Below are 24,048 nucleotides of genomic sequence, written 5' to 3'. Positions count from 1 at the left end.
TGCCGCACCCCGCCGGTCCTGATGCGCCCCACGTGGTTCGCTATTTTGGCCTGGTGGGTTTTTTATTTATTGCCCCGCCGGCGATTGAGGCGCGAGGTCCGGGGCGGAGCCCCGTGGCGTGGGGGCGGGGCGGCCGTGCGGGCGTCGTACCACGGGTGCGGTATGCGGAGAGCGGAGCGTACGTCGCAGGGAGGTCGACGGCCTCCGACCACCGGATGCGGTGGTTGTCAGCGGTGGCGCCTACCGTTGACGCATGTCTTCTCGACGGCGCGTATGGCGCAAGCGGGCCCGCGACTGGCCGCGACGGTGGATCGCCGCCGCGGCCACCCTCGTGGTGCTCGCGGGAGCGGGTACGTGGACAGGCCTCTCGGCAACCACGGCCTCCGGCTCCGACGGCGCATCCGCCGTACACCGACAGGACCGCATGATGCCGATGGGCAGCGGCGTCCGCATCGACACCTCGTACTTCACCGCCGGCGACCCGTCCCACAAACGACCCGCCGTACTGCTCACACACGGCTTCGGCGGCAGCAAGGCCGACGTCCGCGCCGAGGCGGAGAAGCTTGCCACCCACGGATACGCGGTCATGACCTGGTCGTCCCGCGGCTTCGGCAGATCCGGCGGCAAGATCGGCCTGAACGACCCGAAGCACGAGGTCGCCGACGTCTCCCGCATGATCGACTGGCTCGGGAACCGTCCCGAGGTGGAGCTGGACCGGCCGGGCGACCCGCGCGTCGGCGTCACCGGCGCCTCGTACGGCGGCGCGGTCTCGCTGCTCGCGGCGGGCCACGACAAGCGGGTCGACGCGATCGCCCCGCAGATCACGTACTGGAACCTCGCGGACGCGCTGTTCCCCGACGGCGTCTTCAAGAAGCTGTGGGCGGGCGCCTTCTTCACCTCCGGCTCCGCGCAGCTCGGCACGCGCACCACCGAGGCCGGGCTCGCCTGCGGCAGCTTCGAGAAGAAGCTGTGCGACATGTACCAGCGCGTCGCCGTCTCCGGGAAGCCGGACGCCGCGGCCCGCAAACTCCTGGAGGAGCGCAGCCCCTCCGCCGTGGGCGACCGCATCAAGGTCCCCACGTTCATCGCCCAGGGCCAGACGGACTCGCTGTTCCCCCTCGGGCAGGCCGACGAGATAGCGCGCCACGTCAAGGCGAACGGCGCACCGGTCCAGGTGGACTGGCTGAACGGCGGGCACGACGGCGGCGACATGGAGGTCGACCGGCTCCAGAGCCGCGTGACGTCCTGGTTCGACCGCTACCTGAAGGACGAGAACGTCGACACGGGCCCCGCGTTCCGCGTCACCCGTGCCGGCGGCGTCGACTCCACGGACGGCGCGGCCACGCTGCGCGGCGCGAGCGGCGACCTGTACCCCGGCCTGCGCGGCGAGCGGCGCACGGCGGTGCCGTTGAAGTCGGCCACCGAGAGCTTCCAGAACCCGCCGGGCGGCGGACCGCCGTCGATCTCCTCGGTGCCGGGCCTCGGCCGCGTCGCGAACCTGTCGGCGACGCTGGGCGGCGGCTTCTCCCTGGAGTACCCCGGCCAGTTCGCGCGCTTCGACTCGGCGCCGCTGAAGAAGTCGGTGCGCATCACCGGCTCCCCGACGGTCACCGCGCACGTGAAGTCCTCCACCGGCACGGCCGTGCTGTTCGCGAAGGTGTACGACTCCGGGCCCGACGGGGCGCGCCAGGTGCTGCCCTCGCAGCTGGTGACGCCGATCAAGGTGACCGGCGCGGACGGCGAAGGCAAGGACGTGAAGATCACGCTCCCGGCCATCGACCACGAGGTGCAGAAGGGCCACAAGCTGCGGCTCGTGCTCTCCGCGACCGACCTCGGCTACGCGTCGCCGAACAAGCCCGCGGCGTACCAGGTGTCCGTGCGCGACAGCCTGAGCGTGCCCACCGCCCCCGACGTGAAGACGGCGGCCACGCCGCTGCCCGCGTGGGTGTGGTGGCTGCCGGCCGGGGCGCTCGCCGTCGCGGCGGGGCTGCTCCTCACGGCCCGGCGGCGGACGGCGGCGCCCGCGCCCGACCCGGCGCTCGCCGAGGTCCCGCTCCAGATCACGGACCTCAGTAAGAAGTACGCGGGCTCCACGGACCGGTACGCGGTGCGCGATCTGTCCTTCCGCGTCGAGCAGGGCCAGGTCCTCGGCCTCCTCGGGCCGAACGGCGCGGGCAAGACGACGACGCTGCGCATGCTGATGGGCCTCATCCGGCCCGACGAGGGCGGGATCCGGGTCTTCGGCCATGCCATCAGGCCCGGCTCCCCGGTGCTGTCCAGGGTCGGCGCCTTCGTCGAGGGCGCCGGTTTCCTGCCGCACCTCTCCGGCCGGGAGAACCTGGAGCTGTACTGGAAGGCGACAGGACGCCCGCCTGGGGACGCGCACCTCGCGGAGGCCCTGGAGATCGCGGGCCTCGGCGACGCCCTGGCGCGCGCGGTGCGCACGTACTCGCAGGGCATGCGCCAGCGCCTCGCGATCGCCCAGGCCATGCTCGGCCTCCCGGACCTGCTCATCCTCGACGAGCCGACGAACGGGCTCGACCCGCCGCAGATCCGCGAGATGCGCGAGGTGATGATCCGCTACGCGCGCGAAGGACGCACGGTCATCGTCTCCAGCCACCTCCTCGCCGAGGTCGAGCAGACCTGCACGCACCTCGTGGTGATGGACCGCGGCCGGCTCGTCCAGGCGGGCCCCGTCGCGGACATCGTCGGCTCCGGCGACACGCTGCTCGTCGGCGTCGCGGGCGAGGTCTCCGACGCGCTGGTGGAGAAGGTCGGCGGCCTCGCGGGCGTGGCATCGGTGGTGCGGGTCGACGACGGCCTGCTCGTCCGCCTCATACCGGAACCCGGCCTCGACCCGGACTCGGCGGCCACGGCGTCCGACCCGACCACCGGATCCGACCCAGCAGCCCGCCTCGTCGCCGAGCTGGTGCGGCTCGACGTACCGGTGCGCTCCCTCGGCCCGCACCGGCGCCTTGAGGACGCGTTCCTGACCCTGATCGGAGGGACCCCGGCATGACGACGACCGGAGCGAGGACCGGAGAGACGACCGAAGTGCAGGACGCGCCCGAACTCACCCAACTCGCCCACGGATACCGCCCTGCCCGCACGCTCCCGCTGCGCGTGGAGCTCGTACGGCAGGTGAAGCGGCGGCGCACGCTCGTGATGGGCGCGGTCCTGGCACTGCTCCCGTTCGTGCTGGTCGCCGCGTTCGCGATCGGCGGGGAGCCGGGTGGCGGCGGTGACGGCGGGCAGCGCGTGAACCTGATGGACACCGCCACCGCGTCGGCGGCGAACTTCGCGGCGGTGAGCCTGTTCGTGTCCGCCGGGTTCCTGCTGGTCGTCCCGGTGGCCCTGTTCTTCGGCGACACCGTCGCCTCCGAGGCGAGCTGGTCGAGCCTGCGCTATCTGCTGGCCGCGCCCGTGCCGCGAGCCCGCCTGCTGTGGTCCAAGCTGGCCGTCGCGTTCGGGCTCAGCCTCGCCGCGATGCTGCTGCTCCCGCTGGTCGCGCTCGGGGTCGGCGCGGTGGCGTACGGCTGGGGCCCGCTGGACATCCCGACCGGCGGGGCGCTGCCTGCGGGCACGGCGGTGCAGCGGCTGCTGCTGGTCGTGGCGTTCATCTTCGTGTCCCAACTGGTCACGGCGGGGCTCGCGTTCTGGCTGTCCACCAAGACGGACAACCCGCTGGGAGCGGTCGGCGGCGCGGTCTTCCTGACCATCGTCGGCAACGTCCTGGACGCGGTCACCGCGCTCGGCGACTGGCGCGACTTCCTGCCCGCGCACTGGCAGTTCGCCTGGGCGGACGCGATCCAGACGCAGCCCGAATGGGGCGGGATGATCCAGGGGGCTTCGGTGTCCGTGGCGTACGCGGTGGTGCTGTTCGCGCTCGCGTTCCGGGGGTTCGCGCGCAAGGACGTGGTGTCGTAGGCGGGTGGGTGGCGCGCGTCCGCCCCCTTACGCCTTGGGGATGTCGAAGTAGCGGGTCAGGCCGGAGGCGAGTGCGATATCGCCCGCGATCCGGACCTTGCGCATCATGAACATCGTGACGGGCGAGGAGTTGCCGGAGACCAGCTTGAGGAAGTCGGCGTCGCCCATGACGAGCGTGAGGCGCGGGTCGGCGTCCGAGCGGCCCTCGGTGACCGTGCAGGTGCCCTTCGAGATCCTCGTCTCGTAGACCACCTCGGGGATCTCGCCCTGGCCGGTTACCTTCCAGCGGATGAGCGCTTCGAGCGAGCCCGCGGCGTCGGGCCTGAACTGCCGCTCCACGCGCCCGAAGACCTCCTTGAGGACGCGGGTGCGCAGGCACTCGTCCCGAGCGATCCGGCCGATCTCCTTCGTGGAGAGCCCCTTCACGAGCCGCGCGAACTGCTCGGGCGTGACGCTCGCGAAGTCGAGCGCCGCGATCTCCTCGGCACCGCTCATGGGTCCACTCTCCTTGTTCCCTGTTGAGACCCTTACCAGTCAGTAAGTTTACTTATTGGTAGGGCCATGGCGACGTAGATAGGCTGGTAAGAGTGACGGGCACATCGGGAGCGGCTCAAGGGCGTACGGCGGCGCGCAGGAAGCGTATGCCGCGGCAGATGCGCGAGCAGCAGATGATCGACGTGGGTGTGCGGGTCTTCGCCAGGCGCGGCTACCACGCCGCGTCTGTGGACGAGATCGCCGAACTCGCCGGGATCTCCAAGCCGATGGTGTACCTGTATCTGGATTCCAAGGAAGGGCTCTTCCTCGCGTGTCTGAGGAGGGAGACCGGACGGCTCGTCGGCGCCTTCCAGGAGGCCGCGCGGGGTGCGGGGGCCGCGCCCGAACTGCGGCTGCACGCAGGGCTCTCGGCGTTCTTCGCGTTCGTCGCCGAGCACCGCGACAGTTGGGTCGTGCTGCACCGGCAGGCGTCCGAGCTGAGCGAGGCGATCGCCGCGGCCGTGGCCGACGCGCGCCGCGCGATCATGGCCGAGGTGGCCGGGCTCATCCGGGACGGCATCTCGGAGAGCGGCCGCGGTGCCCAACTGGGCGAAGAGGATGCCGACTTCGTCGCGCACGCCCTCGTGGGCGCCGCCGACTCGCTCACCGACTGGATGGAGCGCAACCCCGGCCAGTCCCCGGAGGGCATCACGTTGCGCCTGATGAACATGGTGTGGGTGGGGATGCGGGACGTGCTCGACGGCGAGGTCTGGGCGCCGTAGAACGGCTGCCCGTGCCGATGCCCGTGTGGTTGTCCACGCGGTTGCGTCGCCGATTCGTACCTCGCCATTGAATTTTCCTTACGCGTAGGTAAGTTGACTCCCCAGTAAGTACGAGTCGGGCAGCCGCGCACACGGGAGCCGTCATGGGCGTACGCAAGGATCTGAAGCGGGCCAGGAAGCGCGGCGATCTCGTCGAGCGCGTCAAGGTCGAACTGGTCAGGGACGGGAAAGGGGTCGTGCGCGAGGCGCGCGTCGCGGCGCTCGCCGAGCCGCCGAAGGACGGGTCCACGCCCGCCGACATCCCGTTCGTCAACGCAGAGGAAGAGCCGAACGCCGTCGTCGTGCGGCGCAAGGAGGCGGGGGAGTGGCGGCCGGTCACCGCCGTCGCGTTCGCCCGTGAGGTGACCGCCGCCGCCAAGGGATTGATCGCGGCGGGCCTCGAACCGGGCGGCCGCGTCGCCCTGATGTCGCGCACCCGTTACGAGTGGCAGGTGTTGGACTTCGCGATCTGGGCCGCCGGCGGGCAGACCGTTCCCATCTACGCGACGTCGTCACCCGAGCAGATCGAGTGGATCGTGCGGGACTCCGGAGCGACGATGCTGATCGTCGAGACGCCGGAGAACGCCGCCGCTGCGGAGGAGGCCGTTGCCGGGTTGCCCGAGGACGACCGCCCCGGCATACGTCAGCTCGATGCGGGGGCCGTGCTCGAACTGGCCGCCCTGGGCGCCGCCGTGGCCGACGAGGAGGTCGTCAAGCGGCGGGCCGCTCTCACCCCCGACACCATCGCGACCGTCTGCTACACCTCCGGCACCACCGGGCGGCCCAAGGGCTGCGTCCTCACGCACGGCAACCTGTACGCCGAGGCCGCGAACACCGTCGAACTGCTGCACCCCATCTTCAAGGCGATCACCGGGCAGTCCGCGTCGACGCTGCTTTTCCTGCCCCTCGCGCACATCCTGGGGCGGACGATCCAGGTGGCGTGCATGCTCGCCCGGATCGAACTCGGGCACTGCCCGAGCATCAAGCCCGACGAGCTGCGGCCCGAACTCCGCTCGTTCCGACCGACGTTCGTGGTCGGCGTGCCGTACCTCTTCGAGAAGATCCACGACACCGGGCGCGCGACCGCAGAGAAGCTCGGGCGCGGCTCGTCCTTCGACCGCGCCGACCGGATCGCGGTGCGGTTCGCCGAGGCGCACCTGGATCGGTTCCTGGACGGGGGCAAGGGCCCGGGGCTCGGTCTGACCCTCGCCACAGGGCTCTACGACCTGCTGGTCTACCGGCGCGTACGCAAGGAACTCGGCGGCCGGCTCCGGTACGCGATCAGCGGCGGCTCGCCGCTTGACCGCAATCTGAACCTGTTCTTCTACGCCGCCGGGATCATGATCTACGAGGGCTACGGCCTCACGGAGACCACGGCCGCCGCCACGATCACCCCGCCGCTGCGGCCCCGCCCCGGCACCGTGGGACTGCCCGTGCCCGGCAGCGCCATCCGGATCGCGGACGACGGCGAGGTGCTCATCAAGGGCGGCATCGTCTTCGGCGCGTACTGGAACGACCGGGCCGCGACCGAGCAAGTCCTCGACGAGGAAGGGTGGTTCGCGACCGGCGACCTCGGTGAGCTGGACGGCGACGGTTATCTGCGGATCACCGGGCGCAAGAAGGACATCCTCGTCACCAGCGGCGGCAAGAACGTCTCGCCCGCCGTCCTGGAGGACCGGCTGCGCAGCCGCTCGCCCATCGGCCAGTGCATCGTCGTCGGCGACAACCGTGCCTACATCGCCGCCGTGATCACCCTGGATCCGGAGTCCGTCGCGCACTGGCTGGGCGTCCGCAAGATGCCCGCCGACACCCCGGTGGCCGAGGTGATCCGCGACCCGCGGATCGTCGCGGACGTCCAGAAGGCCGTCGACTACGCCAACGAGGCCGTCTCCCGCGCCGAGTCGATCCGCAAATTCACGCTGGTGGAAGGCGAGTTCAGTGAGGAGAACGGGCTGCTGACCCCCTCCCTGAAGATCAAGCGGCGGGCCGTCGTGTCCGCGTACGAGCGGGAGATCGGCGAGCTCTACGGCGCCTGAACAGCCTGAAGAGGGGGCTCCGGCGCGGAGCCCCCTCGGCGCGAACCGCCTGGTCAGCGTTGGGTGTTGACGTTGTACAGCTTGCGCGACCAGACGTAGCCGACGACGGTGATCCCGGCGCACCAGGCGAGCGAGATCCACCCGTCGTTCCCGATCGCGGAACCGGTGAGCAGTCCGCGCAGCGTCTCGGTCATCGGCGTGAACGGCTGGTGCTCGGCGAACCAGCGCAGGCCCGGCGCCATCGACTCGGCCGGCACGAACGCGGAGCCGAGGAACGGCAGGAACTGGATGAGCAGCGGCTTGTTGCTCGCCGACTCGACCGTCTTGGACTTCAGGCCGAGCGCCGCCGCGAGCCAGGTGATGGCGAACGTGATCGCGACGAGCAGCCCCGCGGCGGCCAGCCACTCGACCGGGTTCGCGTCGGGCCGGAAGCCGAGCGCGATGGCCACGGCCACGACGAGGACCAGACTCACCATCGTCGTGAGGACGCTGCCGATGACATGGCCGGTCATGAACGACGAACGCGTGATGTTCATGGTGCGGAAGCGGTTGATGATGCCCTCGGTCATGTCCTGGCAGACCGCGATCGAGGTCGACATGGCCCCGGCCGCGACGCCCATGATCACGATCCCGGGCGTCAGGTACTCCAGATACGCGTCCCGGCCCGCGCCCCCCGACATCGAGTCCCCGAAGGCGAACACGAAGAGCACCAGCATCAGGATCGGCATCATGGACGCGCCGAGCGAGACCATCGGATAGCGCAGGGCGTGCTTGATGTTGCGTCGCGTCATCGTCATCGAGTCGTGCACGGCGTACGTGAGGGTGGTCGTCGCGGTACTCATCGCAGGGTCTCCTTGACGTGCAGCGGGTTGGCGGCGGTGCTGTCGCCGGTCAGGGCGAGGAACACGTCGTCGAGGTCGGGTGTGTGCACGGAGAAGTCGGCGGCCTGTACGCCGGTGGAGTCGAGCCGGTCGAACAGGGTGCGCAGAGCGGTCAGGTCACCGTCGCCCGCGATCCGCAGCGCGAGCTCCTGGTCGTCGCGGGCCGAACCGGGGAAGGCGTCGGCCGCCCGCTCGTACTCGGCCCAGTCGTTGAACCGCAGCCGCACGTGGCTGCCGGGGATCTGCGCCTTGAGCTCGTCGGCGGTGCCCTCGGCGACGATCCGGCCGCCGTCGAGCACGGCGATCCGGTCGGCCAACTGGTCGGCCTCTTCCAGGTATTGGGTGGTCAGGAAGACGGTGACGCCGCCGGCGACCAGGGTCCGCACGGTCTCCCACATGGTGCGGCGGCTGCGCGGGTCGAGCCCGGTCGTCGGCTCGTCGAGGAAGATCACCGACGGGTCGCCGACGAGCGTCATGGCGAGGTCGAGGCGGCGCCGCATGCCGCCGGAGAAGGTGGCGGCGCGGTTGCCCGCGACGTCCGCGATGCCGAACCGTTCGAGGAGTTCCTTGGCCCGCGCCTTGCCCTCGCGCTTGCCGAGCCGCAGCAGGTCGGCCATGAGGAGCAGGTTCTCCTCGGCGGTCAGCATGTTGTCGAGCGCGGCGAACTGCCCGGTGACGCCGATCGCGGCGCGGACGCCGTCCGGCGATCCGGCGACGTCGTGCCCTGCGACCTGTGCCTGTCCGCCGTCGGCGTCGACGAGCGTGGACAGGATCCGCACGGTCGTCGTCTTCCCGGCCCCGTTCGGGCCGAGCAGGGCGAAGACGGAGCCGGCGGGGATGCGGAGGTCGATGCCGTCGAGGACGGTCTTGGGGCCGTAGGACTTGCGTAGGTCGACGGTGGAGACGGCGAGCGTGGACATGACAGGTGAGGGCATGGGGGTCTCCGGTGGGTGAAGTTTTGAGCCCCGCCGGCGTTTGAGGCGCGGGGTCCGGGGCGGAGCCCCGTGGCCGTAACGCCGGTGGGGCTCAAAAGATCGGGGCGCTGCCCCGGACCCCGCTGCTCAATCGCCGCAGGGGCTTGATGGGGTCAGGCCTTGGCGCGGCGGATGTCGATGTTGCCCCACTTGGTGCGGGCGCGGACCTTGACGGAGTCCTCGGACTCGGACGGGGCGTCGGACGCCGTGAGGGTGTTGCGGACCTGGCCGTTGTCGGCGTCGGCGTCGAGCCAGGCGGCGGTGCCCTCACGGATACCGACCTCGATCGCGCCGAAGTTGGTCTCCACCTGGACCGTGCCGCGGGCGACATCGAGCACCCGCAGCGCGCCGTACGCGGTGGTGGCGGCGACCGAGCCCTCGGCGCGGCCGATCTCGATGTCGCCGTGCGCGCCGCTCACCCGCAGCTCACCGGTCACGATGTCGACGATCGTGGAACCGTGCGAGTTCTTCAGGACGGCGTGGCCGTCGATGACACCGACCCGCATGCTGCCGGAGCTGGTGGTGAGTTCGGCCATGCCCTCGACCCGGTCCACGCGGACCGATCCGTGGGACGCCTTGAGGTGCAGCGGCCCCGTGGTGTCGAGCCGGACGTCGCCGCCCGAGGTCTTCACCCGGGCCTTGCCGAGCCGGCCCTCGCCGAGCACCTGGGTCCAGGAGCCGGTGAGTTCGAAGGACGAACCGGTGGGCAGCTCGACCGTGACGTTCACGATCCCGCTGGGGCCGATCATGCGGCGCTCCGTCGTCCTGATGGTGAGGACGCCGCCCGCGTACGAGACCTCGGTCTGCTCGGCGGCCCTGACGTCCTTGCCGCGCTTCGGGTTGGCCGGCTTCACCTCGACGACGGTGTCGGGGCGCTCGCTCGCGGTGAACTGGATGGAACCGGCGCCCACATGGGCGTCGACCGAAATGGCCTCGGGGGTCTCGTAAGTAGGCATGGCTGTCCCGTCCTCCTGGCTCGATGGGGCGTCCCCACTGGTGGGACGTGGTGTGCCGTTCTGTTCGGGGCAGGGGCGCGGTCAGCGCACCCAGCCCGTGAAGCTCTGTCCGACGGTGCGGGTCTTCTCCGGTGTGCGGGGCGCCGCGCCGCCGTCGACCGCGGCGGACACGGCGCGCACCAGCCACGCGTTGACCGAGAGGCCCTCGCGGCTCGCGGCCTCCTCGGCGCGGGACTTGAGGTGGGCCGGCAGGCGCAGGTTGACGCGGGCGGTGCCGCCCTCGTCCGTCTCGGGGGCGGGCGGTGCGGCGGGGGCCTGGACCGGCTCGGTGGGTGCTGCCGGGGTGTCGCGCGGCTGCGGCGTCACCACGAACTCGGGGTCGAGGCCCCGCAGCCGTACGTCGACCGAACCGGGCGCCAGGTCGCGGGTGATCTCGTCCATGGCGGCGGAGAGCACGTTGAGCATCGTGAGCCGGGTGGCCGACTCCAGCGGAGCGGTGAGCCGCTCGGCCAGGTCGCGTGTTTCGTCCCCACCGGCTTCGGCGGCCACCGCGAGCTCGCGGTGCAGGGTGTCGACGTAGGGCGTGAGGTCCATGACGTCATAGTGGCACCACTATGGCGCCACGCACAAGCCCTTTGGTGCCATGTGGCGCCACGTGGCGCCAAGCGGTGCCACGGTCGGCGTCATGTGGTGCCACGCGGCGTCAGAGCGCGAACCGAGCCGGAATCGCGCGCTGACCGCGTGCGGGTCTCGTGTGGATCAAGTGAGTGCCGCGTGTGAACTGCGTGCATGCTGAACCGTTTTCGGCGGGGGCGCGTAGCCAACCAGTGACACGTTTATGCCGCACCTCTGAGGAACTTCATGACGCGCAGATGGGCGCTTATCAGCACGATTGCCGTATTGACCGCCGCGCTGGTCTTCGTCGGCGTCCAACTGGTGCGCGGCCAGGATTCGGAAGACGGGCAGAGTGAGGCGAAACCGGCTGCCTCGCCGAGCCCGAGTACGAGCGGCAAAGCCGAGTCCCTCGACGGCCTCGGCTGGTGGCCGCTGCACCGGTCGGGCACCGCGAAGACCGGCGAGCACGACGCCGTGTTCGGCGAGGGCACGCAGTGGACCGAAGGCCCCGAGGGCGGCGCCCTGCGGCTCAACGGCACCAGCGGATACGCCAACACCAACACCAGCCTCGACACCGCGGGCGAGGACTACTCGGTCGCCGCACGCGTGCGCCTCTCCGACCAGGGCCTGAAGGGCATGCATACCGCGCTCTCCCAGGACGGCGAGAGGAACAGCGCGTTCTTCCTCCAGTACTCCGGCCAGGACGAGAACTTCGCCTTCAGTTTTCCCGGCGCCCGTACCGTCGCGGAGTCGTCCGAGGCACCGCAGCCCGACCGCTGGTACCACCTCACCGGCACGTACAGTCAGAAGGACCACCGGATGCGGATCTATGTAGACGGCAAGCAGGCTGGAACCAGGGTTGCTTCCAGCAGCGTCAAGCCCACGGGCAGCGTGATGATCGGACGCGGCAAGTTCGGCGGGAAGGCCACCGACTACTGGAACGGTGACATCGCCGACGTGCATGTCTACGACCGAGAGTTGACGACCCGTGAGGTGAGCACGCTCTCCTCGCACGAACCGGGCTGACAGGCACCGATACGTCGAACGTCACCGCCGCCGCGGGCCGCCGCGCGCCACCAGGGCGCACGGCGGCCCGCGGCGATGCCTGTCGGTTTGCTCCGCACCCGGCGGAACCCGTCTTCCCCCACAGACGATCCGGAGAGGAAAGGCCCTTGTCGGCCAGCGCTTCGCCCGAAGACCGGATACCCGGCCCCCGTGCCGCGGACCTCCAGCCCGACGAATTCCTCAGAGCCCTCTACGAATTCCACGGCACCGCGCTGCTGCAGTTCGCCGCGCGACGCCTGGAGGGCGACTGGCACCGCGCCGAGGACATTTTGCAAGAAGTCGCCATTCGTGCCTGGCGGCATGCCGCGGAACTCGACCCGACCGCGGACTCTGCGCGGCCCTGGCTGTTCACCGCGCTGCGCAACCTCGTCATCGACGGCCACCGGGCCCGCCAGGCCAGGCCCCCGGAGACCGGCGACCCCGAACTCGCCCACCTGCCCGTGTCCGACAACGTGGACCACATCCTCACCACCCAGGTCCTCGTCGAGGCGCTGGGGGACCTGCGCCCTTCCCAGCGCGAGGTCCTGCTGCACGTCCACTACCTCGGACGCACCGTCAACCAGACGGCCAAGGTGCTCGGCGTGCCACCGGGCACCGTCAAGTCCCGTACGTACTACGCCGCCCGCGCCATGCGCGAGGCGCTGAACAGGCGCGGTCTCTACGCGCACGGCGTGCTGGACAGCGAGGCCGCGTGACACTCAGGAGACCAGTCGGCCCGCATGGCGGGTGATCTTCAGGCCGAGCGGCCCGGTGTCGAGCGAGCCGTCCGCACCGGCCTTCCAGCGCCAGCCGGTGGGCGCCTCGCCGAGCACGAGCAGGGCGTCCGTACGGCGCAGGCCGGCGATCACCTCGTCCCGGCGCGGGAGTTGGGTGGCGTCCACGACGAACAGGTGGGGCACCTCGCCCTGCACGGCGAGCCGGCTGCTGCCCTCGATCAGCCGGAACACCTGAGTGACGTCGGAGTAACCGGCGTCCGGTGCGCCCGCGTTCGCCGACTTGGCACGGGCGAACGCCTCCTCAAGGCTGGCCGCACCGTGCAGCCGCGAGCTGCGCGTCTCGTCGCCGGTGAGGAGCCGGCCGTCGCCCACCGAGCCCACCAGCGTGACCTGGGCGAGCGCCCCCACGGGACCGGCGAGCGCCTCGAGGACGACGGCCCGCGCCATACGGCGCACCTCGTCGTCCGGGCCCGTCACGGAGACGGGGCCCGCCGCGCGGGACAGGTCGACCAGGACCCGGTCGGGTCCTGCCAGGCCCACCGTCACCGTCAGCGCGTACGGCAGGGCCGGCTCGCCCTCGGGTCCCGGCCGGTGCAGATCGGCGGGCGAGATCGTCCAGCGTTCGCCGTCCTCCTCGGCCTTCCAGGGCGGGGGCGCGTCCGCACCCTGGCCGGCGGCCCCGGCGAGCAGCAGCCCGAGGCGGTCCTCCGAGTAGACGACGGCGTACAGATCGGGCAACGACCGGCCGGAGCGCAGGCATTCGCCCGTCAGCCGGCGCAGACCCGCGTCGACCACGTCGAGGGCGGCCCGGCCCGTGACGGCGGCCGAGGCCTTGACCGGCTTCGGCGGGCGGCCCCGCAGCTCCGTGACGATCAGCACCGTCACCGCCGCGATCAGCGCAAGACCCAGCACCACGGCCAGGACGTACCAGATCATCCACTGACTCCTTGTCGCGAAACGGGAGCAGCACGGTCGCTGCGCCGTGCACCCGAAGGCGACTACGGCGCCGGTCGGCGGATGGTTCACCCGAGAAGTCCGTGAACCATCCGCGAACCGGCCCCGTAGTCACGTCAGTGGTACGGGAGCCGTCGAACACGGCTGCCGAGGCCCCCCTCATTCACCCTGGCTGGAGGACGTTTTCGTGTCGTTGATGTTGACCGTGGTCGAGGTGGGTGGTGACGCGTTCGACGTCCACCTCGACGCCGACCCCGACACGCCCATGAGCGCTGTCGCGGAGGCGCTGGCCGGGGCGGGAGGCGTCCACCGGCCCCCGCAGGGCCTCGGCCTGTACGCCGACGACCGGCTGCTGCCCGGGGACCTGCGACTGCGGGACGCGCCGCTGCAGCACGCCTCCATCGTGGGCCTCGGCCGCCCTGCCGGCACCGCGGCCGCCGAACCCGACGGCCTGGTGGAGATCCGTGTGGTCGGCGGCCCCGGTGCGGGCGCCGTGCACCGCATCGACATGGGGGAGTACCGGATAGGCCTCGGCCACGACGGCTCGGCCCAGCTGCTGCGCGCCGTCCCCGACCGCCCGTCCGCCGTGCTCACGGTCGCCCCCGGAGGGCGCTGCCGGATCGCGCCCGACGCCGCCGCGACGGGCGGCGGCTCCATGCAGCTGGACCGCGAGGACGTCACCGAGAGCGTCGCCTGGCCGATCGGCGCCCAACTCCTCGTCGGGGACTGCCTGCTCGAACTCGCCCTGCCGCAGAAGCCGGACGCGGCCGTGCAGCCCTCCGAGGACGGCACCGGCTGGGACTACAACCGCCCGCCCCGGCTGCGGCCCCCCGAGCGTGCCACCCGCTTCACGCTGCCCTCGCCGCCGGCCCCGCTCGCCGCCCGGCCGCTGCCGTGGATCACCGCGGCGGCCCCGCTGGTGATGGCCGTCGTGGGCGCGATGGTCTTCGATCGCATGTCGATGCTGCTGTTCGGACTGCTCTCCCCGGTCGTGGTCGTCGGTAACTACGTGATGAGCCGGCGCACGGGACGCCAGTCCCACTCCAACAACGTCGCCGAGTACAAGGAGAAGAAGGCGCGCATCGAGGGCGACGCGAACGAGGCCCTCACGATCGAACGCACCGCCCGACGTCGCGGCTTCCCCGACCCGGCCGAGGTCGTCCTCACGGCCGTCGGCCCCCGCCGCCGCCTCTGGGAGCGCCGCACCAACGACGCCGACTTCCTCGAACTGCGCGTCGGAACCGCCGACATGGAGTCCGACGTGGTCCTCCAGGACCCGATGAAGGACGAGCACCGCCGTCAGGACCCGTGGACCGCGTACGACGTCCCCGTGACGGTCCCGCTGCGCGAGCACAACGTCCTCGGCATCTCGGGACAGGGCCCGGCCGCGCGCGCCGTGGCCCGCTGGACGGTCGCCCAGGCCGCCGTCCTGCACAGCCCCCGCGACCTCCAGATCTACCTCCTGACCACCGGTGAACAGGGCCGCGACGGCTGGTCCTGGCTGCGCTGGCTGCCGCACGTGCGCAAGAAGTCCGGCGACACCCCGGCCAGCATCGGCTACGGCACGGAGACCTGCGCCCGGCGCGTCGCCGAGCTCACCGCGCTGATCAACGAGCGCGCCACGGCGACGGCGTCGGAACGGCGCGGCAAGGCCGCCGGGCCCGACGTGCTCGTCATCCTCGACGGCGCCCGGAGGCTGCGCTCGCTGCCCGGCGTCACGCAGATCCTGCGGGCGGGGCCGGCCGTCGGCGTCCGCGCGCTCTGCCTCGACGCCGAGGAGCGGCTGCTGCCCGAGGAGTGCCAGGCCGTCGTCGCCGAGGAGCCCGGCGGCACCATCCGGGTGGGCCGCTCGGGGCGCGGCACCGTCACGGGCATCCGGCCCGACACGGTGTCCGCGGACTACTGCCGTTCGCTGGCCCGCGCGATGGGCCCGCTGCGTGACCCGGGCGGCGGCGACGAGGAGGCCGCGGTGCTGCCCGGCTCCGCGCGGCTGCTCGACGTCCTCGCCCTCGACCCGCCGCAGGCTTCCGGGATCCGGGCGCGCTGGACGGCCGGGGGACGCTCGACCCGGGCGGCCGTCGGCGTCTCCCTCGACGGCCCGTTCCACCTCGACCTGAAGCGCGACGGGCCGCACGGCCTCGTCGCCGGCACCACGGGTTCCGGCAAGTCCGAACTCCTCCAGACCATCGTCGCCTCTCTCGCCGTGGCGAACCGCCCCGACGCGATGACCTTCGTACTGGTCGACTACAAGGGCGGCTCCGCGTTCAAGGACTGCGTCGACCTGCCGCACACCGTCGGCATGGTCACCGACCTCGACGCCCACCTCGTCGAGCGCGCCCTGGTCTCCTTGACCGCCGAACTCACCCGCCGCGAGCACATCCTCGCCGCGGTCGGCGCCAAGGACATCGAGGACTACATCGACCTCCTGGAGCGCGAACCGGGCGCGGGCCGCGATCCGATGCCCCGACTCCTCATCGTCATCGACGAGTTCGCCTCGATGGTGCGCGACCTGCCCGACTTCGTGAAGGGCCTGGTCAACATCGCACAGCGGGGCCGTTCGCTGGGCATCCACCTGATCCTCGCGACGCAGCGCCCCAGCGGCGTCGTCTCCTCCGAGATCCGCGCCAACACCAACCTGCGCATCGCGCTGCGGGTCACCGACTCCGGCGAGAGCCAGGACGTCCTCAACTCCGGTGAAGCCGCGGGGATTTCACAGAGCAACCCCGGCCGCGCGTACGTACGGCTCGGCCAGAACTCCCTCGTGCCGTTCCAGTCCGGCCGCGTCGGCGGCCGTCGCCCCGGCGCCACGACGGTCTCGCTGCCGGCGCCCTGGGCGGTGGCGGTCGGCTGGGAGCGGCTCGGCGAACCGCTTCCGGCGCGGCCCCGCGCCGCCGCCGCGCCCGCCGAGGTCGAGACCGACCTCACCGGGCTCGTCACGGCGATCCGCGCGGCGGACCGGGACATGGGCATCCCCAAGCAGCACAGCCCCTGGCTGCCGCCGCTGCCCGAGGCCCTCGTCACCGGCGAACTCCCGCCGCCCCCGCCCACGGACTACGACCTGGCGCCCATCGCGTACGGCGTCGTGGACCTGCCCGCACAACAGGCCAGGCAGGCCCTGGTGATCGACCCGGCGACGCTCGGGCACCTGCACATCATCGGCTCGCCCCGCCAGGGCAGGTCCCAGACGCTGCGCACCATCGCGGGCGCCATGGCCCTGGCCCACTCCGCCGACAAGCTGCACATGTACGGCATCGACTGCGGCAACGGCGCGCTGCTGCCCATCGAGGGCCTGCCGCACTGCGGAGCCATCACCCAGCGCACCCAGCCCGACCGGGTCGCACGGCTGCTCGCCCGGCTGAACGCGGAGCTCGGCCGCCGCCAGGAGATGCTCGCCGCCCGCGGCAGCGCCGACCTGGCGGAGCTGCGCCGCGCCCTGCCGGAATCCGAACGGCCCCCGCACATCGTGCTGTTCATCGACCGCTGGGAGGTCTTCGACAAGCAGCTCGGCGAGTACGACTCCGGGAACCTGCTGAACTCCGTCATGACGCTGCTCCGGGACGGCGCGAGCGTCGGCATCCACCTGCTGGTGACCGGCGACCGGGCGCTGTTCTCCAGCCGCGTCAGCGGCTCCACCGAGGACAAGCTCGTCCTCAAGCTCAACGAGAAGTCCGAGTACGGGCAGATCGGCATCACCCAGCGCAACGTCCCGGACGAGATCCCGCCCGGCCGTGCCTTCCGCGCCGCCGACAAGGCGGAGGTGCAGATCGCGCTCCTCACGGCCAACCCTGAGGGCCAGGCGCAGGCCGGGGCGCTCCAGCAGATCGCCGCGCACTGCCGCGAGCGGGCGGCCCAACTCCCCGCCTCCACAAGGCCGTTCCGCGTCGACACCCTGCCGGACCGGCTCAGCTGGGAGGACGCGACCCGGTACGTGCCGCGTCCGCTGCCGTCCGCCCACTGGTCCATCGCGGGCGTCGGCGGCGACGAACTCCTCGCCTACGGGCCGGACTTCTCGGTCACGCCGACGTTCCTCGTCGCCGGGCCCGCCCGCTCGGGCCGCACCACGGTCCTCGCGACGCTGGCCATGTCGCTGCTCTCGGTGCGGATGCCCATCGTCATCGGCGCCCCCGCCAAGTCGCAGCTGCGCCAACTGGCGGGCCGCCCCGGCGTCCTCGCGGTCTACGACGAGTCCGACATCGACCCCACGGCCCTGGAAGGGGTTCTCGCGTCCGCTCCGAAGGGCGCCGTGGTGATCCTCGACGACGCGGACCTGCTGCTCAAGACGAGGGCCGAGCCGGTCCTCAACCAGATCGCCAAGACCGGCACGGAGAACGGCCGCGGCCTGGTGATCGCGGGCCAGACCGAACGCCTCTCCTCCGGCTTCTCCGGCTGGCACACCGAGGCCCGCCGCAACCGCTGCGGCCTGCTCCTGAAGCCGCAGAGCATGAGCGACGGCGACCTGATCGGCGTCAAGATCCCCCGCAGCCGCCTGGGCGGCACCCGCCAGGGGCGGGCGATCCTGCACCTGGGCGACGGGGTGCTGCGGACGGTCCAGGTACCGGAGACGGTGCTGCCGTCGGCGGGAGGCTGACCCGACGGGACGGCACATGGAGGAGGGCCCCGCACCGGCCGAAGCCGGTGCGGGGCCCTCCTCCATGTGCCGTCCCGCGTCCCGGTCAGGTGGCGCCGGGCAGGTAGTTGTCGTTGTGCACCGGTGGGGTGGTGTGTCCGGTGTAGGCCAGCGGCCCGTAGGCCAGGCCGCCCACGCCCAGGGCGAAGCCGGCCACGTCCGTGCGGGTCCAGGCGTGGGTGAGGCCCCGCAGGCCGTCCATGGTCGGCAGCCTCAGGATCGACGAGGGGGACCGGAAGCCGTTCGCCAGGATGTTGGACAACACCGAACTCACCGCACTGGTCGGGTTCCGCATCGACCTGGCGACGAACGCGAGATCGTCGATCTTGGATCCGATGCCCTTCACCGCGTTGACGATGTCGGTGGGGAGCCTTCTGAAGTCCTTGCCGGAGATCCAGATGTTCCTGGGGATCTTCCCCATGGCCTCGGGAATCTTCTTGAACTCGCCCAGGAACTCGTTGAACCCGCTGCTGACCTTGCTGATGCCGCCGCTCGCCCCGCCCACCTTGACCGCGGACGTGACCGACTTGGCGATCGAACCGACGCCCTTGAGGACGGCGCCGCCGCCGAGGAACAGCCCGATGCTGCTCAGCACGATGCCGAGGACGTTGAACTCGCCCGTCTCCGCGCTGATGGACATGTTGATCCCGAACGCCGTCGCGCCGGTCACGAAACTGCCGATGGTCAGGGCGAGTCCGACCCCCTGAAGACCGGGCACCAGCATGGCCAGCACACCCAGCACACCGCTGATGATGCCCAGGACGAAGCTGAACGTCTTGCGGATCTTCTCCCAGAGGCTGTAGCCGTCGACGGACTCGCCGCGGGCGTCGTCGAGCTTCTGGGCGGCGGTGGAGGCGTCCTGTTCGCGTACTTCGCGGGCGTCTTCGGCGAGCGCCCGGGCGGCGTCGAGGTCGGCTTGCGCGTCGTCGGCGTGTCCCTGGGCGGTGGACTGTTTGCTGTGCGCCTCGTCCAGCGCGCGGCGGGTGCTCGCGCGGGCCTCGTGGTCGTCCGGCGGATGGTGCGCGGCGTCCAGCCGCCCGATGTCCGCACCGGCGGCCTTCACCACCTCGGTGGCCGACTCCAGCCGCTCCTTGGCCTCCCGTCCGTCCGCCAGCGCCCTGTCGGCCTTGTGCTGCACGTCGAGCAGCGAGTGCGCGTACGTGTCGAGCGCGCCGGCGGCCTGGTCGTAGGAGCTGTGCAGCTTGCGGACCTGCTCGGCCAGATCACCGAGCTTTTCCCGGAGCTTGTCCATGGACTTGCCCTCACCGGCCTGGTTGTCCTCGAGCCGGGAGAGCAGGGGCAGGGCGTCCCCCGCGTCGTCGGCCACCGAGCGGTAGCCGCGCGCGAGTCTGCCGAGCATCTCCGCATCGCCCGGGGCCGGATCGTCGGAGAACCCGAATACGTCCTGCCAGTCGGACGACGGGGGGCGTGCCATGGATGTCACCTCACTATTCGTCACACGCTCTCTTATGCGGTGATTCGTTGCGGGCGAGGACTACTCCTCGAAGTATCCGCCGGGAGCGAGGATCGCGTAATGGAAATACAGCGGAAGGTCGTCTTCCGGGTCCATCGGCACGTCTCGACTCGTGTCCCGTGAAAGCAGCAGGGCGACTTCGGGGAAAACAGTCACTTCGTCGTCGGGTTCTTCGTCCTCGTCGAGTGTTCCGACGGAATTTCCTTCTTCCGTCAGGATGCGAACGAGCTCCCGGGCGGGTGTCCGGAAGATGTCTCTCCCCGAGAAGGTCACCTGCACGTCGGCGTCGTCGTCCTCGAACCTCCAAGCTTCGACGGCGGTCAGCGTGGCACCGTCGTCGCAGATGAGCACCACCTCGAACTGCGGGTGCGCGACGACTGCCTTGAAGTCTCCGAACTCCGGGTCCGGGGCGGTCTGTGAGACGTCTCCCCACGCGGAGGCGATGCGCACTGCCTCCTCGAATGGGGTTCCGAAAAGCAGTGGGCCCATACCCCGACCCGGCGACATTTCTAGCTGCACTGTGCTTCTCTCACTTCAGGAGCTTGTAGTCGATCGTCCAGTTGTTCTTCTTCAGCACATCCTGGAACCCCTTGTTGGTGCGCATACTGATCACCGCGTCCTCGATGTGCGTGTTGTACTTGTTCCCGAACTTCGACCGCACGTCCTTGATCTCGACGGCCATCGCCTTGTCGAACCTACCCTGCTTCACGTAGTTCCGTTGAAGGGCTTGCGTCCTCTGTGCCGCCTTGCTGGAACCGGTGCTTGTCAATGCACGGTGGTCGACCTTTTCCATCCGGATCGCGGGACCACTGTGTGCGGTCAGGTTCGGCTTTACGCGACCCACGTACGCCGTCTTCGCAGGCATGTGGTGGATCTCGTTCCCGGATCGAGCAGGAGTCAACGCGCCGTACCAGCCCCCCTTGTCAGTACATGACGATGGTGCGAGTCCAAGAACGTCCGTGCTCTGGCGTGGATTGTTTACATATCCGACCGGGTTCGGTGCCGGTTCAAGACCCAGCGGGTCCGGGGACGTATACCGTCCGGTCTCCGGATCGTAGTGGCGGAAGTAGTTGTAGTGGAGGCCGGTTTCGGGGTCTTCGTACTGTCCCGGGAAGCGGAGCGGGGTGGTGGCTGTGGCCTCGCGGTTGCGGGTGGTGACGCCCCACATGGTGGTGCGCGAGTGCCAGGCGATGTAGCCGGTTTCGTCGACGAGTTCGGTGGGGGTGCCGACCAGGTCGGTGACGATGGCGAAGAAGCGGGAGTCCCACTCCTCCTTGGTGAGGTCCTCGGTGGGGCGGGGCTTGCGTTCGAGCTGGGTGAGCGGGCGGTCGTCGTCGTGTTCCCAGGTGAGGGTGATGCCGGTGATGCTGTCGGTCTGCTCGGCGAGGGTGTTGCCGTCCCAGGTGAAGTGCACGGAGGCGGCGACCGAACCATCCTCGGCCATACGGTACTTGGCGGTGCGGCGACCGATCGGGTCGTAGGTGTAGCGCCACTCAACGCCGTCTGGTGTCGTGCACGAGACGAGGCGGTCCTCGGCGTCCCATGCGTAGCGCCAGGTGTCGGGCTTCTTCGACAGCCGGCGCTTCTGGCGCAGCACCATGCGGCCCGCGGCGTCGTGCTCGTAACGCACGCCTCCCGCAGTCTCGACGCGGGTGCCGGTGTAGGTGCGTTCGCCGCGGGCCTCGGGGCGCCCACCCTTCTCCGGCCAGGTGGCCTCGGTCTGGTTGCCTGCCTGGTCGTAGGCGTAGGACTCGGTCCAGCGGTCGGCCGTCACCGTCAACGGGCGTCCGACAGAGTCGAGTTCCATCCGTTGGACAGTGCCGGTGACCGCATCGGTGACGGCTGTGAGGTGGTCGTCCGCGCGGTAGGTGTAGCCGCGGCCGCGCAGGGATCGGCTCTGTGCGACGAGACCGTGGGCGACCGTACGGCCCACCGAGTCCCAGGTGGTCGACGCTTCCACGGTCGAGGTCTCCGTGCCCCAGACACGGGCCAGTTCGCGGCCGAGGACGTCATGAGTGAAGCCCAGGCGGTGTCCCTCGGTGGTGAGGGCGTCGCGGTTGCCGGCCGCGTCGTAGCCGAGTTCGGTGACGGCGCCCGTGGGCGTGACACGGGAAGTGCGGCGGCCGAGGACGTCGTAGGTGAAGCGGGTGGTGCGGCCGTCGACGGTCTCGGCCAGAGCCCGCCCCATGACGTCCCGCTCGAACTCCAGCGTCGTATGGGGGGAGGCCGCACGGACGAGCTCCCCGTTCACGTCGTACGTGTACGACGTGGACGCCCCCCCGACGCTCTTGGCCAGGGGATCACCGACGGCGTTGTACTGGAAGGTGATCTGCTCGCCCAGGGGTGTGGTGCGGGAGACCACACGGCCCACGGCGTCGTGTGTGTAGGCGATTTCGCGGTCGTCGAAGTCGGACTCGCTGGTCAGCCGCCCCGCACGGTCGAGGGCGTAGTCCCAGGTCAGGCCCTGCGGGTTGGTGACCTGAGTGAGGCGGAGCTCGGGGTCGTAGGCGAAGGTGTAGCGGACGCCGTCGGGCCCGGTACGGGCCGCTAGCTGGTCGAAGTGGGTGTACTCGAAGCTGGTGGTGGCACCCGTGGGGTCCGTGTGGGAGAGGCAGTTGCCCTCCGCGTCCCAGGTCAGCCGCTCGCTCCGGCCGTCGGGCGTTGTCCGCTCCGACAGGTGGCCCTCGACAGTCCACACCGCGCGGGTGACCGCGCCCAGTGGGTCGGTGACGGCGGTGAGACGGCCGAACGCATCACGTTCGATGGTCGCCCTGTTGCCGGCCGAGTCGCCGATTGCCAGGGGGAGGCCCGTGTCGTCGACCTCGTAGGTGAACACTGTGCCGGACGCGTCCGTGGCCGAGGCTATGGCGCCGCTGGGGTGATGGGTGAACCGGTCCGTGGCTCCGTCCGGGGCGATGACGGTCGTCAGGTTGCCCCGCTCGTCGAACTCCTGGTGCCAGGTCGCCCCGTCGTGACCCGTCGACGTGGTGAGGAGGTTCAGTGCGTTGTACGTCGCCGTGGACCGGGTTTCGTCGGGGAGCTTGATGGCGGTGGCGTTGTGGGACCGGTCGTACTCGAAGCGGGTGGTGTTGCCGAGGGCGTCGGTGCTGGACAGGAGGTTGTCGTAGCGGTCCCACTCGGAGCGGACGGTGTTGCCCAACGGGTCGGTCTCGCCGACGACTTGGTAGAGGTCGTTGAGCTGGTAGACGGTCGTGGCGCCGCAGCCGTCGGTGTAGTGCGTGCGGCGCTCGTTGGGGTCGTAGGACCAGCGGGAGGAGAGGTATCCGTCGGGGCCGATGGTCTCGGTGATGCGGTGGGAGTCGTCGTAGACGTAGCGGTAGGTGGAGTGGTTGCGGTCGGTCCAGGAGGTGATGCGGGAGGCGTCGTCGTAGCCGAAGACCAGGGCCTTGCCGGAGGAGTTGATGACGTGGGTGAGGTTGCCGTCGGCGTCGTGCTCGTAGGTCATGACCTCGACGGGGCCGTCGGGGGTGGTGACCGAGAGGCCGGTGATGAGGCCGGCGACGCAGCGGACCTGGGCGCGGTATCCGCCGGAGTGGAGCAGTTCGGTGGGGGTGCCGTCCTCCAGGCGGTTCACGGTGACCGCGTTGTCGTTGCGGTCGTGCCAACGGGCCAGCCAGTAGAGGCCGTTGTCGTCGTCGGGATGGTCCGCGAAGGTCTGGACGAGACCGGAGTGCGGGTCGGCCACGCGGTACGTGACCCGGCCCGTGGTCTCGTCCGTTCCCGCGCAGGTCAGCGGGATACGAGCGCCTTCGTCGGGCCACACCGGGTCGGTGGACTCGTCGGTGGGCAGGCTGGGGTAGGTGAGGATCGACCCGTCCTCGCGGGCCCACCACACGCGTCCCCGGTCGTCGATCTCCAGGCGCTCGTCGAGGACGGAGGCCCAGGAGGGCCCGAAGAACTGGCCGCAGCGGTAGGTCGACAGATACGTCCGGGAGATCGTCAGCGACAGCAGGCCGGGCAGCGTCAGATCGGTCTGTGGCAGAACCATCTCACCGCTGGCCACGTCGACCGGGTCGGTCGCGCATTTACGGCTGCCCAGACCCCGGCCCACGCCGCGAGCGTCGCCCGCCTTGGCTGAGGCGGGTTTGACGCCCTTGAGCGCGGAGCCGATCCCCTTGACACCCTTGAGCAGCGCACCGCCACCCGCGACCAGTCCCACGACGCCGAGGATGATCTCGCCGATGTCCCAGTCGCCGGTCTCGGCCATGATCGACATATTGATGCCCAGTGACGCCGCACCGGCGACGACGGCCCCGATGGTGAGCGCAATCCCCAGCCCCTGCAGACCAGGAATCAGCAACGCCAGCACACCCAGCACGGCACTGATGATGGCCAGGGCCTTGCTGAACGCCTTCTTGATCTTGTCCCAGAGGCTGTAGCCCGCCACGGATTCGCCGCGCGCGTCGTCCAGCTTCTGGGCGGCGACGGAGGCGTCTTCCTCGCGTACTTGGCGTGCGTCTTCGGCGAGCATGCGGGCGGCGTCGAGGTCGGCCTGCGCGTCGTCGGC

At 70.7% G+C, this 24,048-nt stretch carries 16 protein-coding genes; 7 read left to right on the top strand and 9 right to left on the bottom strand.

Annotation, left to right across the window (positions count from 1 at the left end; genetic code table 11):
• The first annotated feature begins 253 nt into the window (after window positions 1–253).
• Both ACWD2L_RS40025 and ACWD2L_RS40020 read left to right on the top strand, forming a co-directional pair.
• On the top strand, window positions 254–3,019 hold the full coding sequence (locus ACWD2L_RS40025; RefSeq protein WP_351343576.1) for an alpha/beta fold hydrolase: 2,766 nt from the start codon (window positions 254–256) through the stop codon (window positions 3,017–3,019).
• A complete protein-coding gene (locus ACWD2L_RS40020) occupies window positions 3,016–3,927 on the top strand; it encodes an ABC transporter permease (protein ID WP_351343579.1) in 912 nt (303 codons plus the stop codon). Before ACWD2L_RS40025 ends, ACWD2L_RS40020 begins: the two co-directional genes overlap by 4 nt.
• Window positions 3,928–3,954: 27 nt before the next feature.
• On the opposite strand, the gene ACWD2L_RS40015 is transcribed toward ACWD2L_RS40020, so the two are convergent.
• Window positions 3,955–4,422 (bottom strand): SCP2 sterol-binding domain-containing protein, encoded by a 468-nt coding sequence (locus ACWD2L_RS40015; protein WP_351343582.1) that lies wholly within the window; start codon window positions 4,420–4,422, stop codon window positions 3,955–3,957.
• Between the two features lie 158 nt (window positions 4,423–4,580).
• Between ACWD2L_RS40015 and ACWD2L_RS40010 the strand changes: the two genes are divergently transcribed.
• Complete coding sequence (locus tag ACWD2L_RS40010; protein WP_351343585.1) at window positions 4,581–5,183, top strand: TetR/AcrR family transcriptional regulator; 603 nt, start codon at window positions 4,581–4,583, stop codon at window positions 5,181–5,183.
• Window positions 5,184–5,326: 143 nt separating this feature from the next.
• Complete coding sequence (locus ACWD2L_RS40005) at window positions 5,327–7,258, top strand: AMP-dependent synthetase/ligase (protein WP_351343588.1); 1,932 nt, start codon at window positions 5,327–5,329, stop codon at window positions 7,256–7,258.
• A gap of 53 nt (window positions 7,259–7,311) precedes the next feature.
• Here ACWD2L_RS40005 and ACWD2L_RS40000 read toward each other — a convergent pair whose 3' ends face one another.
• The 4 genes from ACWD2L_RS40000 to ACWD2L_RS39985 form a co-directional block, all read right to left on the bottom strand.
• The gene (locus ACWD2L_RS40000) at window positions 7,312–8,100 is read right to left on the bottom strand and encodes an ABC transporter permease (protein WP_351343591.1); all 789 of its coding nucleotides are present in this window, start codon (window positions 8,098–8,100) and stop codon (window positions 7,312–7,314) included.
• Window positions 8,097–9,074, bottom strand: coding sequence for an ATP-binding cassette domain-containing protein (locus ACWD2L_RS39995; RefSeq protein WP_351343594.1), 978 nt, complete (start codon window positions 9,072–9,074; stop codon window positions 8,097–8,099). The genes ACWD2L_RS40000 and ACWD2L_RS39995 overlap by 4 nt, the downstream gene beginning before the upstream one ends.
• Window positions 9,075–9,226: 152 nt before the next feature.
• A complete protein-coding gene (locus tag ACWD2L_RS39990) occupies window positions 9,227–10,069 on the bottom strand; it encodes a DUF4097 family beta strand repeat-containing protein (protein ID WP_351343597.1) in 843 nt (280 codons plus the stop codon).
• A gap of 81 nt (window positions 10,070–10,150) precedes the next feature.
• Window positions 10,151–10,663 (bottom strand): hypothetical protein, encoded by a 513-nt coding sequence (locus ACWD2L_RS39985; protein ID WP_351343599.1) that lies wholly within the window; start codon window positions 10,661–10,663, stop codon window positions 10,151–10,153.
• 267 nt (window positions 10,664–10,930) lie between these two features.
• On the opposite strand from ACWD2L_RS39985, the gene ACWD2L_RS39980 reads away from it, so the two are divergent.
• Both ACWD2L_RS39980 and ACWD2L_RS39975 read left to right on the top strand, forming a co-directional pair.
• The gene (locus tag ACWD2L_RS39980) at window positions 10,931–11,710 is read left to right on the top strand and encodes a LamG domain-containing protein (protein WP_351343602.1); all 780 of its coding nucleotides are present in this window, start codon (window positions 10,931–10,933) and stop codon (window positions 11,708–11,710) included.
• Between the two features lie 146 nt (window positions 11,711–11,856).
• Window positions 11,857–12,444 (top strand): sigma-70 family RNA polymerase sigma factor, encoded by a 588-nt coding sequence (locus tag ACWD2L_RS39975; RefSeq protein WP_351343605.1) that lies wholly within the window; start codon window positions 11,857–11,859, stop codon window positions 12,442–12,444.
• 3 nt (window positions 12,445–12,447) lie between these two features.
• Here the strand turns inward: ACWD2L_RS39975 and ACWD2L_RS39970 are convergent, their stop codons facing one another.
• Window positions 12,448–13,401: a hypothetical protein gene (locus ACWD2L_RS39970; protein ID WP_351343608.1), complete on the bottom strand. Its 954-nt coding sequence runs from the start codon at window positions 13,399–13,401 to the stop codon at window positions 12,448–12,450.
• Window positions 13,402–13,615: 214 nt separating this feature from the next.
• Here ACWD2L_RS39970 and ACWD2L_RS39965 point away from each other — a divergent pair, with 214 nt between their 5' ends.
• Window positions 13,616–18,007 (top strand): FtsK/SpoIIIE domain-containing protein, encoded by a 4,392-nt coding sequence (locus tag ACWD2L_RS39965; RefSeq protein WP_351343611.1) that lies wholly within the window; start codon window positions 13,616–13,618, stop codon window positions 18,005–18,007.
• A gap of 85 nt (window positions 18,008–18,092) precedes the next feature.
• Here ACWD2L_RS39965 and ACWD2L_RS39960 read toward each other — a convergent pair whose 3' ends face one another.
• The 3 genes from ACWD2L_RS39960 to ACWD2L_RS39950 form a co-directional block, all read right to left on the bottom strand.
• On the bottom strand, window positions 18,093–19,481 hold the full coding sequence (locus ACWD2L_RS39960) for a DUF308 domain-containing protein (protein WP_351345717.1): 1,389 nt from the start codon (window positions 19,479–19,481) through the stop codon (window positions 18,093–18,095).
• A gap of 60 nt (window positions 19,482–19,541) precedes the next feature.
• Entirely contained in the window at window positions 19,542–19,970 is a 429-nt protein-coding gene (locus ACWD2L_RS39955; protein ID WP_351345720.1) for a hypothetical protein, read from the bottom strand.
• Between the two features lie 79 nt (window positions 19,971–20,049).
• Window positions 20,050–24,048, bottom strand: a 3,999-nt coding sequence (locus tag ACWD2L_RS39950) for a DUF6531 domain-containing protein (protein WP_351345723.1), incomplete at its 5' end; no start/stop codon positions are given.

Source organism: Streptomyces sp. NPDC002754 (assembly GCF_053592315.1).
This window is presented reverse-complemented; position numbering and strand designations above follow the sequence as displayed.